This window comes from Caldalkalibacillus salinus (assembly GCF_016745835.1).
Lineage (GTDB): Bacteria > Bacillota > Bacilli > Caldalkalibacillales > JCM-10596 > Caldalkalibacillus_A > Caldalkalibacillus_A salinus.
This window is the reverse complement of sequence record NZ_JAERVL010000006.1, coordinates 193795-210117: the sequence shown is the minus strand read 5'-3', so window position 1 is coordinate 210117 and position 16323 is coordinate 193795. Positions and strand designations below refer to the sequence as shown.

12 protein-coding genes and 1 riboswitch are annotated in these 16323 nt (G+C 45.7%); of the genes, 10 read left to right on the top strand and 2 right to left on the bottom strand.

Translation table 11 applies throughout. The features are described from left to right. Positions 1-11 precede the first annotated feature (11 nt). A complete protein-coding gene (locus JKM87_RS06865) occupies positions 12-1019 on the bottom strand; it encodes a 2-keto-3-deoxygluconate permease (RefSeq protein ID WP_202079350.1) in 1008 nt (335 codons plus the stop codon). Between the two features lie 244 nt (positions 1020-1263). Beyond that, positions 1264-3030: a sigma-54-dependent Fis family transcriptional regulator gene (locus tag JKM87_RS06860; RefSeq protein ID WP_202079347.1), complete on the bottom strand. Its 1767-nt coding sequence runs from the start codon at positions 3028-3030 to the stop codon at positions 1264-1266. Positions 3031-3291: 261 nt separating this feature from the next. Between JKM87_RS06860 and JKM87_RS06855 the strand changes: the two genes are divergently transcribed. From JKM87_RS06855 to fliS, 10 genes are all read left to right on the top strand, one after another. Continuing rightward, positions 3292-4116, top strand: a complete 825-nt coding sequence (locus JKM87_RS06855) for a flagellin N-terminal helical domain-containing protein (protein ID WP_202079345.1) — start codon at positions 3292-3294, stop codon at positions 4114-4116. 353 nt (positions 4117-4469) lie between these two features. Continuing rightward, positions 4470-4560: riboswitch (cyclic di-GMP riboswitch) on the top strand. Between the two features lie 86 nt (positions 4561-4646). Continuing rightward, the gene (locus JKM87_RS06850; RefSeq protein ID WP_202079343.1) at positions 4647-7553 is read left to right on the top strand and encodes an OmpL47-type beta-barrel domain-containing protein; all 2907 of its coding nucleotides are present in this window, start codon (positions 4647-4649) and stop codon (positions 7551-7553) included. 12 nt (positions 7554-7565) lie between these two features. After that, positions 7566-7799, top strand: a complete 234-nt coding sequence (locus JKM87_RS06845) for an OmpL47-type beta-barrel domain-containing protein (RefSeq protein WP_202079341.1) — start codon at positions 7566-7568, stop codon at positions 7797-7799. Positions 7800-7811: 12 nt separating this feature from the next. Continuing rightward, positions 7812-7967 (top strand): hypothetical protein, encoded by a 156-nt coding sequence (locus JKM87_RS06840; RefSeq protein WP_202079339.1) that lies wholly within the window; start codon positions 7812-7814, stop codon positions 7965-7967. A gap of 18 nt (positions 7968-7985) precedes the next feature. Beyond that, positions 7986-9425 (top strand): OmpL47-type beta-barrel domain-containing protein, encoded by a 1440-nt coding sequence (locus JKM87_RS06835; RefSeq protein ID WP_202079338.1) that lies wholly within the window; start codon positions 7986-7988, stop codon positions 9423-9425. A gap of 350 nt (positions 9426-9775) precedes the next feature. Then, positions 9776-13009: a M36 family metallopeptidase gene (locus JKM87_RS06830; protein ID WP_336885142.1), complete on the top strand. Its 3234-nt coding sequence runs from the start codon at positions 9776-9778 to the stop codon at positions 13007-13009. Positions 13010-13178: 169 nt separating this feature from the next. Further along, positions 13179-13532 (top strand): flagellar protein FlaG, encoded by a 354-nt coding sequence (locus JKM87_RS06825; protein WP_202079335.1) that lies wholly within the window; start codon positions 13179-13181, stop codon positions 13530-13532. Between the two features lie 15 nt (positions 13533-13547). Then, complete coding sequence (gene fliD / locus JKM87_RS06820; RefSeq protein ID WP_202079333.1) at positions 13548-15050, top strand: flagellar filament capping protein FliD; 1503 nt, start codon at positions 13548-13550, stop codon at positions 15048-15050. Beyond that, complete coding sequence (gene fliT / locus JKM87_RS06815) at positions 15050-15445, top strand: flagellar protein FliT (protein WP_202079331.1); 396 nt, start codon at positions 15050-15052, stop codon at positions 15443-15445. Before fliD ends, fliT begins: the two co-directional genes overlap by 1 nt. 25 nt (positions 15446-15470) lie before the next feature. After that, entirely contained in the window at positions 15471-15878 is a 408-nt protein-coding gene (gene fliS / locus JKM87_RS06810; RefSeq protein ID WP_202079329.1) for a flagellar export chaperone FliS, read from the top strand. Positions 15879-16323 lie beyond the last annotated feature (445 nt).

Below are 16323 nucleotides of genomic sequence, written 5' to 3'. Positions count from 1 at the left end.
TCATTTACGTTCTATTTTGAGACGCTCTCTCTTTGACTCTCCACAGAAAAGTCCTCTGGCAAACGGACGCCTTTCCGCTCAAGATGCTTGACTAAGAACGCGACATATAAAGGTAATAGAATAGCCGTTGTCACAGTGGAAGCGGCCACTTGTACCGTTGCAATGTCCACGTTTTGGGCAAAGCTTGCACTAGCAGCAGCGATGGCGGCTGGTGTCGCAACCGCATTACCAGCTGTTGAACCTTCAGAAGCACCCACGATCGGGTTCCATTTAAGTGCCTTGAATACGAAGTAACCACCCGTACCTGTGACGAAAACAGTTAACAGACCGAGGATAATACCACCGAGTCCACCTTCAATAATGCTGGCAAAGTCGATCCCCATTCCTAGCGCGAAAGCAAAGAAAGGAATTAACATTGAGCTTCCAGTATTTAAGAAATCTCTCATTTCTTCATCGAGGTTACCGAGCACCATCCCTACGATAATAGGGAGTAAGACTGAAATAAAGGATACAAATGAGAACATGCCGTCAACGAACCCCATAGCGCCAAAGATCGAAAGCGCAACCATGGTGAAGAAAGGGCCGTCATTTAAAGCGAGTAATGAGTAGTCTGCGCGGTCCGTTTTGTCCCCGTACTGACCGACAAGGGCAACGTATAGACCACCGTTACTATTCGTCATGGCCGCAATAATGGCAATAGGAGCAAGCCCGAGCCATAAACCGTTATCACCTGCAAACATGTAAGCGATTAAACCGACAGTCGCACCAAAGAGCCACTTAGTCCCAAGTAACGTTGCCCCTTTTCCAAGACTGACGCCGACATTTCTAAGGTTAATTTGAGCTCCGGTACATAGTAGAAATAGGGCAATTAAAACGCCTGCCCCGTCAACGAATAAGGCTTGTGTAAAGTTGCCGATACGGAGCAGATCAGGCGCAAATGTGTTGAGCGTTGCAGCAAGCAACAATGGCACCACCATCATACCGCCTGGGATTCTGTCTAATGTCTGTTTGATTTTCATTTTGGTGTCCCCCTTCATTGTATATGGTGTTTAAAAATCGTACAATAATGAAAGTATAAAAGCGTTTACAAATTTAATATTAAACCATATGGATTCAAAATGCAACATAAAATTAAAGCGCCTTCAGTAATATAGATATAAAAAGCGGTCGGTTGTTAGTTAATCGTTTAAAAATGCAACAACTATAATATAAAAAGGCTGTCGGATGATAGTTGACTGACAGCCTTTTCCTATATTTATACCCCTATCCGTTTAATTTACGCCATAATGTCGAGCGGTTAATACCCAGCCTCTTTGCTGCTTTCGTTTGGTTATGGTTTTCTTCCACCAGAACTTTTTCAATCACTTGCTGCTCTATCTCTTTTAACGTCCCTTGCAGTGGGATAGAAGGGAGAAGCTCTTTTTGCTGAGGCACATCCCCATGAGCCGACGCTTGTTTACTCAGTAATGTTGTCACTTCTTGCAGATCGATATAATGTTGCGTGGTCATGGTGCTTAACTCTCTAATCGTTTGCTTCAACTGTGTCAGGTTGCCAGACCAGTCGTACGCTTTGAGATAGTCTATGGCATCCTGTTTCATGCCCAGTGTTTCATTGCCGTTTTCGGTATGAAACTCAGCTAGAAAATAAGTGACAAACGCTGGAATGTCCTCTTTTCTCTTCCTTAATGGCGGCAGGTGTAAGGGATAGGCCATGGCGATTTCATACAGGTCGTAGTCAAATGTGCCATGCTGGACCAGTGTCTCTAACGTTCCGTTTGTGAGGGCGATCACCCTCACTTTTTCCGGTTTACTGTTAATCAGACTGAGTATGGCCTGTTGTGTCTCTGTGCTGAGGGCTTCGAGCGTTTTGATCAGCACTGTACCCTCTTGTATCTTCAACAGGTCTACCATGAGCCGATCGATTTCCGCTGCTGTCACCCGTTTGCCGTCCACCTCAATCATAGGAGATTCATAGGCAAACGTTTCAAAATGAATCGCACGAGCGACCGTGTCTTTCCCCGTCCCTGGCTCCCCGATGATGCAGACGGGGCGATCGGTATGAGCATAGTAGTGATGAATTCTCTCGCGTAACCGACGCGTATGCTCGCTTTCCCCAATAATAGGCAGATGAGTCGGGCTGTTATTGATTTTAACAGCCTGCTTTTGACGATGTGTGGGGCTAGGATCGAGCGTAATCCCCACTAGCGGGGCTGCTGTGTTTATGAGAAAGGCATGTAAGTCGTAGGTACCAACTTCGTCGTCTAACTGGGCCCATTGAGCACCTGCTCCTTCAAGCACCCGCCTCACAAGCTGCTGAAAAACGGGGGCCGTCCGGTTAGGGCTTAATCCGTAGGCATTGAACTTGTCATTATGCTCAATGATGGCCCCGCTCTCATCTAAGAGCACCATAGCGGACGGAAGGGTCTGAAACGTATCTCTCAAGTAAGCTGACTGGTGCTTGACCTTACGAAACAAAGTATAGAGTCTTCTACCCTCTTCTATGGCATCAAGTAACGCTTCTTTACCCGAGGTAATCAGGATGCCTCGTAGCCCCACTTGTTCGGCAACCTGTACCGTGATCACATCCCCAATCACGACGGTGTAACCTTGTAATCTAAGCTGTTCTAAGTGGCCCCGTACTTCATCTGACGAGTGGATCGTAATGATCTGTACATCCTGTTCGAGGATACTGCATAATGTGGCTGCTCCGCGAGTAATATTCGGGAATCCGACTAAGGCCACCCCTTTTTGCATATCCCGAATCAGTGTAAATACTCTCAGCATGTCATATCCAGTGATATCGATATGAACGACAGGGATGGTAACCTCTTCCTGGATTAAGGTGGCTGTCCCTCCGCGGCTAATGATTAATTCATAGCCCTGTCTTTCCGCGGAATGAGCGATGTCCACAGCCTCGCTCAAATTAGCGGCCCGCATATCTAATTGTATCTCTTCAGGTATCTTTATTTTTTTTGCTGTTTCAACTAAGCCTTGGTACGGTGCGATTAAAAGTGCTTTGATCATGTCCATCAACCCTTTATGTTGCAATTTTCAACGCTTTCATTATGGCACAAAAGAGGCGTCATGTCACATCTGTTCGGGTAGAAGAACAATGATCTAATACGTTGGGGAGAGGAAAAAAAATATTAAAAAATGATAGAAAAAAGACTAAACATTGTCATTGATCAACCGATAATAGTAGTAGAAAGCTATTCAACCTACTGGCCAGTAAGGGGAATGCTTCCCACAAGGACGTGGGAAAACACTTAAAATTCAAGGAGGAATTTTGACATGAGAATTAATAATAATATCAGTGCTTTAAACACACATCGTGCCCTTTCAATGAACAACCAGAACGTATCCAATTCTTTGGAGAAACTATCTTCCGGTCTGCGCATCAACCGTGCTGGAGACGATGCAGCGGGACTTGCCATTTCTGAAAAAATGCGCGGACAAATTCGCGGTTTAAATCAAGCGTCTCGTAACGCCCAAGATGGCATTTCTTTAATTCAAACGGCTGAAGGCGCTTTAAACGAAACACACTCTATCTTACAGCGTATGCGTGAACTGACAGTACAAGCTGCCAATGACACGAACACCACAGAGGATAGAGCGGCACTTCAGGCTGAAGTCGATGAACTGGTTGCAGAGATCGATCGTATTGCCGACACAACAGAATTTAACGGTTCCAAGCTCTTAGATGGCACTGGCGGAGACGGCACTGGTACATTTAGTTTACAGATCGGAGCAAATGAACTGCAATCGGTTGATATTTCATTAGGGGATATGCAAGCCTCAACCTTGGGTGTTGACACGGTTACTATCACTGATGGGAGTGATTTTGATGCACAGCTAACCGCAATTGACACTGCAATCACATCCGTTTCTAGTGAAAGAGCTAACCTGGGGGCGAACCAAAACCGCCTAGAGCACACGATCAATAATTTAGGGACTACAGCTGAAAACCTTCAAGCGGCTGAATCCCGAATCAGAGACGTTGATATGGCTTCAGAAATGATGGAGTTCACGAAGAACAACATTTTAACACAAGCGTCTCAAGCGATGCTAGCACAAGCAAATCAAACCCCACAAGGTGTTTTACAATTACTAAGATAATGACTATGCATGATAGGGGTGGCTACTTTGATGTGGCCATCCTTTTTTATTGATATTTGTATTTAATCTTTGGCTCTACAATATTATGTTGGGGTAAGCGCCAACCCCCACCCATGATAAAAGCGAGATGAACTCAGACACACGACATAGTGGGTTGTGCCGGAGAGTTGATCTACCGCCTTTATGAAGGTCTTCTATCCAACGTAGAACCTGATTTCTACTAATGGTCATTATGACACGTATTTTCTATACTATTTATACCAATTATATAGGCCTTTATCACCATTTAATCATGAGTCGATTGACACATTTGGGCATCCGTCATAAACTGTGACTATAATACCATAAATGCATTGTGAAAAGGGCAAATCATAGGAAATTATGAGACGCAAAGCCACGGACCTTAGCCACTTTATAGGAAGGGGTAGGTAGCCGGTTACCGCAGCAAGAACTACATCTAGTCGTCAGGGCCTATTCAGTTGGTGGATAGTCCTTTTTTAGTGCCTTTTTCCTTGTAGAAGGAGGACGAGATGAGACGAAAGAAGCATATTGCAATCTTGTTGATGCTGGCTTTAATCTTACAAGCTTTTCTGCCACTAGGAAGTGTGATGGCAGAAGAGGAAGAGGTGCAAGTACCAACAAATGTAAATGTACAGGAATATTCCCCATCTAATGTGAGGATCACGTGGGAGGAAATCATTGGAGTAGATTACTACAGAGTATATGAGGTGTCAGGGGAGACCCCAGTCCTTATTAATGAGGAGAGGTATAATAGATCCATAATCCGTGGTTTAGATGAGGGGCGTTATGCCTACGCTGTGACCGCTGTAAAGGATGAACAGGAGTCCTCGTTATCTGAGAGCGCCTCGATTGACATTATATACCCAGAACTTCAGGCCCCCTCTAATGCTGAGTATTCTATTCGTAACGGTAATGATATCCTCTTGCAATGGGAAGAAGCGGATTATGCCGAGCAGTACAATGTCTATCTTGTCGAAGATGGTAATAGGACAACAGTGGATAATACTGAGCGGACATATGCTTGGCTGAGGGACATGCCAGAGGGAGAGTATCACATTGAAGTGACGACATATCACGGTACCATTGGAGAATCAGATCCAGCATCCCTTGAAGTGCCACTTGTGCACCCAGACATGCAACCGCCTGAAGATTTTACTTATTTCACGCGTAACGGCAATGATATCGTGTTACGTTGGTCCGAAGCGGAATACGCAAATGAGTACATGATCTATGAAATTGAAGACGGTGAACGAGTGAGCGTAGGAGAAACGGATCGGACAACCTTCACTCTACGAGATATGCCTGAGAAATCCTATCAAATAGAGCTCGTCTCCTATAGTGACCGTTTTGGTGTATCGTCTGCAGTATCAGAACTCACTGTGGACCTCATTCACCCAGAGATGGAGGCCCCGGAAGGGGTTAACCATGACATCCGTAACGGCAATGACATTCTCTTAAGATGGGATGAGGTAGAGTTTGCCACTGAGTATCGTGTTTATCAAGTGACTGAGGAAGGAAAATTTGAACTCGGATCCAATGATAGAGAAAACTTTTGGCTAAGGGATATGTCGGCGGGTTCACATAAGTTTGAGATCACGTCATATAGTGATCGTTTTGGGGAGTCCCCGACGGTAGAGTATACACTAGAATTAGAAGAAGTGGAGATGGAAGCCCCCACACATCTAACTCACTCAATCAGAAACGGCAATGACATATATTTTCGCTGGAGCGAGGTTGATTTTGCCACTGAATATCGTATTTATCACATGATTGATCATGAGAGACATCTACTAGACAGTACGGATCGTAATTACCAGTGGTTGAGGAATATGCCGGCAGGGACTCATAATTTTGAAATCACATCGTATAGTGATCGTTTTGGAGAATCACAAGGGACAAAATACACTGTAAAACTAGAAGAGCCAGAAATGGAAGCTCCAACAGGCATCAACCATTTAGTTCGCAATGGAAATGATCTGTATATCAACTGGGATGAGGTTGATTTATCGACAGAGTATCGTGTTTATATGATAAACGACGAGGAAGAAAGAGAACTGATCGGCAGTACAGATAGAGAATACCATTGGGTGAGAGATATGCCGGCGGGAACCTATCATTTCGAAATTACATCCTATAGTGACCGCTTTGGGGAGTCACTAGGGACGCCGTATACGGTGGAACTTCAAGAAGTAGAGATGGAAAGCCCATCGAATTTTGAATATGTGATTAGGAATGGCAATGACGTCATACTGAGATGGGATGAAGTGGATTTAGCAACCGAGTACCGTGTGTATGATGTCACCACAGGTGAAAGAAATGACTTAGGAACCACGGATCGTTTGAATACTTGGGTCAGAAATCTAGAAGAGGGCACATACGAGTTTGAATTAACATCCTATAGTGACCGTTTTGGTGAATCGCAACCGGCTAGAATACAGGTCGAGATTTCTTTCCCTGAACTGGATCGACCTGATAGCTTTGAAAATCTGATCCGAAATGGCAACGAAGTTCTACTAAGGTGGGATGAAGTAGAACATGCTACAGAATATCAGTTATACGAAGTGGTCGATGGCGAGAGCGTGTTTCTAACGTCAACGGAAAGAACCTACTACTCAGTGAGAGATCTTCCAGAAGGGTCTTATAAGTACGAGCTTGTCGCTTACAGTGACCGTTTTGGCGAATCACAACCTGCACAGACTGTAGCCACGATTATTTATCCTGATGTTGAAGTACCTCAACTGCGTTTGTCTTCAGTTGGAGATGATTGGGCAAGCTTAGCATGGCGTTATATTAGCGACATAGAAGCATACAACGTTTACCAACTAACGGATGATGAACCACAGTACATAGGTACGACGAGTCGGACAGGCTATAAAGTCGAAGACATCGAGGAAGGTACCCATCAATACGTGGTCACAGCTGTTCATAAGCGTTTCGGCGAATCAGATTACTCTAATGCTGTTGAAGTGGAGATCATCAGTGATATCACACCACCGGAGACAACGTCAAATATCACAGATGAGTGGTTAAATACAAGCTTTACAGTAGAACTCACAGCTACAGATGACAAGAGTGGTGTCGAAAGCACCTACTATGCAGTCAACGGTGCTGAGTTTACAGAGGGCACGCACTTCACGATAGAAGAAGAAGGCGTCCATGAAGTCCGTTACTACAGTGTAGACGTGGCTGGGAACGTAGAGGAAGAGCATGTAGAAGAGGTAAAGATCGACCTCACTGTCCCATCGACAACGTCAAATATCTCAGATGAGTGGCACAACGCCAGCTTTACAGTAGAACTCACATCCGAGGACAACTTAAGTGGTGTTGAAAGCACCTATTATGCAGTCAACGGTGGTGAGTTTACAGAGGGCACTCACTTCACGATAGAAGAAGAAGGCGTCCATGAAGTCCGTTAGTACAGTGTAGACGTGGCTGGGAACGTAGAGGAAGAGCATGTAGAAGAGGTGAAGATCGACCTCACCGCCCCAACGACCACGTCTAAGATCACAGATGAGTGGACCAACGACAGCGTTACAGTAGAACTCACAGCCACGGATGACAAGAGTGGTGTTGAAAGCACCTATAATGCAGTCAACGGTGGTGAGTTTACAGAGGGCACTCACTTCACGATAGAAGAAGAAGGCGTCCATGAAGTCCGTTAGTACAGTGTAGACGTGGCTGGGAACGTAGAGGAAGAGCATGTAGAAGAGGTGAAGATCGACCTCACCGCCCCAACGACAACGTCTAATATCACAGATGAGTGGCACAACGCCAGCTTTACAGTAGAACTCACAGCCACGGATGACAAGAGTAGTGTCGAAAGCACCTAATATGCAGTCAACTGTGCTGTGTTTACAGAGGGCACTCACTTCACGCTAGAAGAAGAAGGCCTCCATGAAGTCCGTTACTACAGTGTAGACGTGGCTGGGACCGTAGAGGAAGAGCAGGTGGAAGAAGTGAAGATCGACCTCACCGCCCCAACGACCACGTCTAAGATCACAGATGAGTGGACCAACGACAGCGTTACAGTAGAACTCACAGCCACGGATGACAAGAGTAGTGTCGAAAGCACCTACTATGCAGTCAACGGTGCTGAGTTTACAGAGGGCACACACTTCACGCTAGAAGAAGAAGGCATCCATGAAGTCCGTTATTACAGTGTAGACGTGGCTGGGAACGTAGAGGAAGAGCATGTGGAAGAGGTGAAGATCGACCTCACCTCCCCAACGACAACGTCTAACATCACAGATGAGTGGCACAACGCCAGCTTTGCAGTAGAACTCACAGGCGAGGCCAACTTAAGTGGTGTCGAACGCACCTATTATGCAGTCAACGGTGGTGAGTTTACAGAGGGGACACACTTCACGCTAGAAGAAGAAGGCATCCATGAAGTCCGTTACTACAGTGTAGACGTGGCTGGGAACGTAGAGGAAGAGCAGGTAGAAGAGGTAAAGATCGACCTCACCTCCCCAACGACCACGTCAAACATCACAGATGAGTGGCACAACGCCAGCTTTACAGTAGAACTCACAGGCGAGGACAACTTAAGTGGTGTCGAAAGCACCTATTATGCAGTCAACGGTGGTGAGTTTACAGAGGGCACGCACTTCACGATAGAAGAAGAAGGCGTCCATGAAGTCCGTTACTACAGTGTAGACGTGGCTGGGAACGTAGAGGAAGAGCATGTGGAAGAAGTGAAGATCGACCTCACTGCCCCTGTCGTCACATGGGATGACGTTGAATACTATGAGCTGGGAACGGAACTAGAGGTGGCTTATGAGGCAACAGACAACCTGTCAGGTGTGGCGGAAGAAGTCTTTACCATCAATGGGGAGCAAGTGAATAAAGGTGATTTCATCACATTAGACCAACCTGGCAACTACACACTTCAACTAGACGTGACGGATGAAGCCGGTTGGACAACCTCACTTGAGAAAGACATCGTCGTGTATGTTCCAGCAGACATTGAAGTAAGACCGCAAGTCGTTAAACCAAATGACGGCATCATAACAGTCCAAGTTACGCTACCAGAGCCGTTTGACATTGAGCTTGTTGATTTAGACACCGTGACCTTAAACGGCGTTGAAGCGATTCATAATGGCAGAGGGTCTGAGAGACAAGCGCAGAAAGGTATATTCAGGTTTGACCGTGAAGACTTGGATTGGGGAGATGAAGGGCAGAAACACGTTGAATTTAGCGCGTACGTCGATGGCGACCTAGTACTTGGGTCTACGACCGTTTCCGTAAAACAATCGGAACCGAAGCATAACAATAAACGTCATAGATAGAAGCATCGTGCTAAATAGTCTAGATAGTGCACTATAGCCCTTATATAGAATCACTTTAATAGAAGTCAGTCGTGATGCTTCAATTACGGCTGGCTTCTTTTTTGCTGATCTACATAAGAGCGGCCGTGAGATGAGATGAGACCCCCACAACCTAACATCCTTTATAAACAGCTAACTTGCTTTCATTTTAATCACTAACGATGAATGCCATGTCGTGAATTTGGGTCAAGGGTCGCACTCACTTTCAGAAGATTACAACTTTAGAACAATAGCCATGTTCTCGTCATGTGCACTAAAATGATAATAGAGTCTATTTAGCTACTCTAAATAAAACAAAAGGAGGCAAAAATGTGGGAATATTTAAAACAGTCAGTTTGACTACGTTGTCTTTAGGTCTCATTGTGACACAAGCATTCACACCACAGATGACAGAGGCACAAGCCAACAAGAACGACTCCTTTGTTGTTGCAAATGTGATGGACGAGCATGATCATGAACATGGAGGGTTTGACGTACGAACCGATGACCCTAAAGTTCTACCAATGGAATCACAGTTAGAGGCAGCGAAGCAGCTGTCTAGCACTGTTGGAACAGGTTTGCAAATCAGTTGGAATCATACGTTTGGGACCCCTGCTATGATCACCAAAGATAAAGGCTATCTAACAGACTCAGCTGAGGGAGAGCCTGAGGATATTGCACGGAACTGGTTAAAAGAACACGCACAGCTTTTTGGGTTAAATGAAACGGATATTAATCAGTTACAGGTTCGAAGGAACTATGAAATGCCTGGAACAGGGTTAAATCCGATTACATTCCAACAAACATTTGATGGCATTGCCTCGGTGTTTGGTGGGCGAATCAATGTGGCTGTGAATGAGGACGGTAAAATCTTATCCGTCGCCAGCAATGCGAGGCCTTCAGGGAAGTTAGAGGCCGATTTCTCATTGACCGAATCGGAGGCCCTTTTACGCGTACTTGATATGGAACTGCCTGGCATAGATTACGAACCCGAACATCTAGGCACACAGCATGGATGGGAAGAGTTTGCTGGTGGTGACGTATTGCCGACAGAGCAACGTGTGAAAAAGGCCGTCTTTTTAACGCATGATAGTGTGCGTCCAGCCTACCGTGTTTTATTGATAGAAGAACTGAACGTCGGTCATGAGATCGTCATCGATGGGGTGACAGGCGAACGGCTTTATGAACGTTCACTCGTCGATGATGTTAATGAAGCACAGGGCCTTATTTTTGAAAATTATCCTGGTGCCCCGGCCGGAGGGGAGCAAGTCTTAAGACCTTTCGTTGGTGACCCGGAAGCATCGCCAGAAGGATGGGTATTCCCTACTTCTGAAACGGGCGTGACGACTTTTGGGAACAACGCAAATGCGTACGCTAATTGGAGCAACTTTTTAGTCCCTGAGGGTGGGGTCGTACGTCCTTTGGACCCACTAGGACAATTTAACTACCCCTTCACAAACGCTTGGCAAGAAGCGGAAGGTGAGGTCGTCCCACCATCTTACGCCGAGGATGTCAATAGTGCGATCGCTAACTTGTTTTACCACCATAATCTTTTCCATGACCACACGTACAAGTTAGGGTGGGTTGAGCCTGCCGGAAACCTACAAGTGAGTAATTTCGGAAAAGGTGGAAATGAAGGTGACCCTATATTCGGGATGGCACAAGCGGGTGCATCAACAGGAGGTGACCCATTATACACCGGTCGTAATAATGCGTATATGCTGACCTTACCTGACGGCTTCCCGTCTTGGAGTGGTATGTTTTTGTGGGAACCTATACCAGGTGCCTTTAATGGCCCGTATGTAGATGGTGACTACGATGCCAGTGTTATTTACCATGAATACGCGCACGCGCTAACGAACAGGCTCGTGGCTGGTGGTGAATCACTTAGTGGCCATCAAGCAGGTGCGATGGGCGAAGGATGGGGTGACTGGTATGGCATGTCATATCTCATCTCCAATGGCCTTGAGACAGACCCTGTCGTAGGTAAATATGTAACAGGCAACCATGAGCGCGGCATCCGTAACTACGCTTTATCTGATGCGCCTTATAACTATGGCGACGTGGGGTATGACTTAACAGGCCCTCAAGTGCATGCGGATGGCGGCATCTGGGCGGCTATTCTCTGGCATGTGCGTGACGCTCTTGTGGCTGAGTATGGAGAGCAAGAGGGGGCTCACATCGCCGAGCAACTCGTCACAGACGCTATGCCCATCTCTGTTCCAAGCCCATCGATGGTTGATATGCGAACAGCGATCATAACGGCAGATGTCGAGCGCTATGACGCCGCACACCATGACCTTTTATGGACAACTTTTGCTCAACGTGGGTTGGGTGCAGATGCACACGCACTGGGCGCGAATGACACGAACCCAACGCCTGGCTTCAATCATCCCGATGAGGAGCGTAACGGCACATTAGTGGGACAGGTCATTCATAGTGGAACAAAAGAACCTATCGCAGACGCTAATATCATTGTAGGTCAGTACGAAGCACGGACGACGCCAACTGCCGTTAGTGGCGAGAACGGTGGATTTTCGATTCCGATGGTTGAAGGCACATATGATATCACGATTCAAGCCAAAGGATTCGGTTCACGGACGATTAAGGACGTGAGCATTGATGCGGGTGAGGCCAATGCTTATGATATCGTGCTACAACCGAACCTTGCATCGAGTGCCATAGGCGCAAGTATCTCATCTGTGACGAGTGAGCAAAGCAGTAACCCTGCTACATTTGCCATTGATGATACGGCCGGTTCAGTTTACGCCTCTGCTGTTAACGAGAATGGATTTGAAGGCGCTGAATTCGTGATAGAACTAGCGGGAGATAAAACACGGCGCATCTCACACGTTCAGATTAATGCCTTCACGGATGTAGGGGGCGCAAGATTTGCCACACTAAAAGACTTTGAAGTCCAAGTCTCTAGCGACGGTTCGGAGTGGACAACCGTCATAGCAGATACGTTTGATGCGGCTGATCCACGTCCAACCTCCGCTGATCTGAACTATAGAGGTTGGGATCTGGACAAGCCTGAAAAAGCCAAATACGTGAAGCTTATTGCCAAAAACACCCATGCAGATTCAACGGGATACGTCCAAGTCGCTGATGTGCAGGTCTTCTCAGATCAAAAAGTCAAGCTAGAGCCGATATCAATCGAAGCGGAACCTTCCTTTGAAACGACTGGCCATGTCTTAGCGGGTAATCCTGGTAATGGATTGGGTTATTGGCTCATCGGTTCAGATGTGAGCCTGGGTGTGACTGAGAACGAATTTACAAGCACTCAGAATCCTGAGCCTGCTTCACAAGGAACGGATGGCTATGTCGTCGAAATTCCTCAAGCACATGCTCAAGGATTATCGACCGCTACCGTCGTTGGTGATTCAGATGGCGCCTACGACTTTGATTTATACTTCTACGATGAGCACTATAACCTCATCAGTGGTGTAGGGACGTCCGCTGCTGATGAATCGGGTGCTGTTCCAGCAGGTACGCGTTACATTTATGTGGCCTTGTGGTCTGGGGAAGATGTAACGTTTACGCTTTCTGTAGATAGCGCTTTTTAACAAAGATAATACGAGATATAGCAACACACAGTGTGTTCCGGTTCCACCCGGGGCACACTGTTTTTTTTCTCATCAAAAACAAAAGCTTTTTTCTTCATGAGCGTTAAATCTCAATACGAAATGACCGATATAAATCATAAGAACACGTTTTTGAGAGGCAGGGATGAGCATGAGTGAAATCACCAACGTGATTAAAACCTCATCATATAGAACGCATACATCACCGCAATTTCAAGAGAACAACATACAACGCACTGAACATAAACAGGAAGCACCCGAAGGAGCGTATCCATCCGCCACACCGGAGGAACTAGCATCCCTAGTGGCAGGTGCGAATCGCTTTTTTCAAGTCACACATACACATTTATCCTTTCAGCTCCATGAGGGATTAAATGAATATTACGTGGAAATACGTGATTCTGAAACGGATGAAGTCCTCAAAGAAGTACCATCCAAGAAGTTTTTAGACATGGTCGAGAAATTACAAGAGCTCGCTGGATTAGTAATAGATGAGAAGATATAGAAGGGAGAGATGGACATGAGAATTGGCGGATTAGCTTCAGGTTTAGACATAGACTCGATGGTTCGTGATTTGATGAAAGCAGAGCGAGCCCCTTTGGACCGTTTGTTTCAACAAAAGCAAAAAGTAGAATGGCAACGGGATGCGTATCGTGAAGTCAACCTGGGATTAATGAGTTTCCGTAGTGAGACGAACAACCTTCGTTTTCAATCAACGTTTAAGGCTTATGATGTGCAATCCACTCACTCATCGCTAGTCACAGCCTCAGCGACAGGGGATGCTGCGCCTGGCACATACAGCGTTGAAGTTCATGAAATGGCAAAGGTGGCAAAGCTAACATCAATGAACGCGGTTCAACAGAATGGACAAGCGGTTACAGGATCAGATAAAGTCCTAGCCGAGGGAGAAACACAGACCTTTCAGCTGTCTAACGAACAAGGGCAGACCGCTGACATTACAGTGACAGACGAGGATACATACACGTCACTTGCACGAAAAATTGCCCAAGCTACAGACGCTGATGGCCAATCGCTAGGGGTACGTGCTTCCTTTGACGATACGACTTCACACTTTTTCTTTTCCACCAAGGAACAGGGTGGAAATCAGGGGTTCACCTTTGAGGACACCGCTTTCGTACGGGAGCATATCTTTGGTGCGCAGCCTGAGGAGACACCGCAACTTAGCGCCACAGGACAGTATGGCCATATCACCTTTGACGGCGTGGAAATTAATGATTTAACCTCCAATCAGGTGAGTGTCAACGGGTTGAACCTTAACTTACATCAAGCCGACCCGAGCCAAGTGGCAACGCTAACGGTCGAACGTGATACGAATTCAGTCGTGGAATCGATTAGAGGCTTTGTGGATCAGTACAATGAGTTTATCACCGATATTGAAACCAAACTGAGAGAGCCGCAATATAGAGACTTCCCACCTTTAACGGATGAGCAAAGACAAGCCATGTCTGAGCGTGAGCAAGAACAGTGGGATGAGAAAGCGCAGAGTGGGCTGTTGCGTAACGACGCTTCACTCAGAAACGCATTGACCTCCTTTCGCCGCGCCTTATCAGATCCTGTTCAGGGTATGAACGAAGGTGAGATCAAGCAATTGTCCGAAATCGGAATTACCACTGGAGATTACCGTGAAGGTGGCCGTTTGCACATTGACGAAGGTAAATTAAGAGAAGCGTTAACAGATCGCCCTGAAGAGGTGATGAACCTGTTTACGAAGAATGGAGATTCATCAGAAACATCAGGCTTAGGTCGCCGATTAAATGAGGAAATCAATATTTTAAACGATCGTTTAACACAAAAAGCGGGTTCTCAGGGCATCACAGCAGGGGATCAGTCGACCCTTGGGCGTAATATTGATCGCATTGACAACCAAATGCAACGTTGGGAGAACCGTTTAGTTGAAATAGAAGACCGATATTGGCGTCAGTTTACTGCCATGGAGCGGGCCATTAACCAAGCCAATGCACAGAGTGCTTGGATGACGGAGAACATGTTTGGAGGCGTATAATGAGCGAAGAGGTTCAACCAGAACTGCATGAGTTGTATGAACTAACGACCCAAATACAGCAGCAGACCAAGACAATATCTCAAAACATGGCGGACAATGAGGATCACGTATTACTCGAATTAGAAAAAATGATTGATCAACGGGATAAGCAACTAGAAAATGCAAAACCGATCTTTTTAAAACGTCGAGGCCACTGGAATGAGCGAGAACGAAAGCTGCTTCAACAGTTACAGACACTAGACCAACAGCTACAAACCAGCTTACAGCAAGTGTACGATCAGTTTGCCAATCAACTGCGCCGATTCCAGCAAGGCAAACATATGAGTCAAAAATATCATCATGCTTCTCAACCCCCGAGTAACACGGATGGGGCATTTTTCGATAAACGAAAGTAATGGCTATTGGAAGGAGGACGTCCTAATGTCTATCAACAATCCATATCAAACGTATCAACAGAATGCCATGAACACAGCGTCACCCGGAGACCTGACTTTGATGCTATATAACGGATGTCTCAAGTTTATTAAACAAGGAAGACAAGCCATGATAGAAGAGCGGTATCAAGATAAGAACACCAATATGATTAAAGCTCAAAAGATTATAGAAGAGCTCATGGTGACACTCAATACCGATATGGAAATATCTCAATCTATGATGCAGCTGTATGACTACCTTAACCAGCGCTTAATCGAAGCGAATCTTAACAACGACACTGCTATCCTAAATGAAGTAGAAGACTTTGTCGTACAGTTCAGGGATACGTGGAAGGAAGCGCTTAAAGTCAATCGCCAACAACAATACGGTACAGGTACCCCTAGCCAGGGATAACGCAAAATAACTTTTTATCAAGGATGTTAGATCAGAACAATGATTTAACATCCTTTTTTAGGTTCTAGAATAACTATGAGAAAGCTAGTTTACTGATATATGAGATAAAGGGGATGTGCTGAAGGGTTTATCTACCAGTAGAGCAATGTGGATAAGTTGATGTTTATAGGCTTGTTTATTAAGGGTATAGCCTTAGTAAGGAAGAATAGAGCCCGTTGTTCCTTATACGGGGCTATCTCGTCTAATTAACCCTAGTTTCCACTAAATTTTCCCCAGGGGGTGTGCATAACTTCTATAATGTGAACAAAATGTTGTGGATAATGTGGACAAAAATGTGCATAACCCGAAATTACGGGCATAAAAGCTCGTATTTGGACGTATGTTCTGTGGAGAATTTGAAGAAAATGTATTTTTCTAAAAATTCAGTTTAAAGGAAGGAATTTTT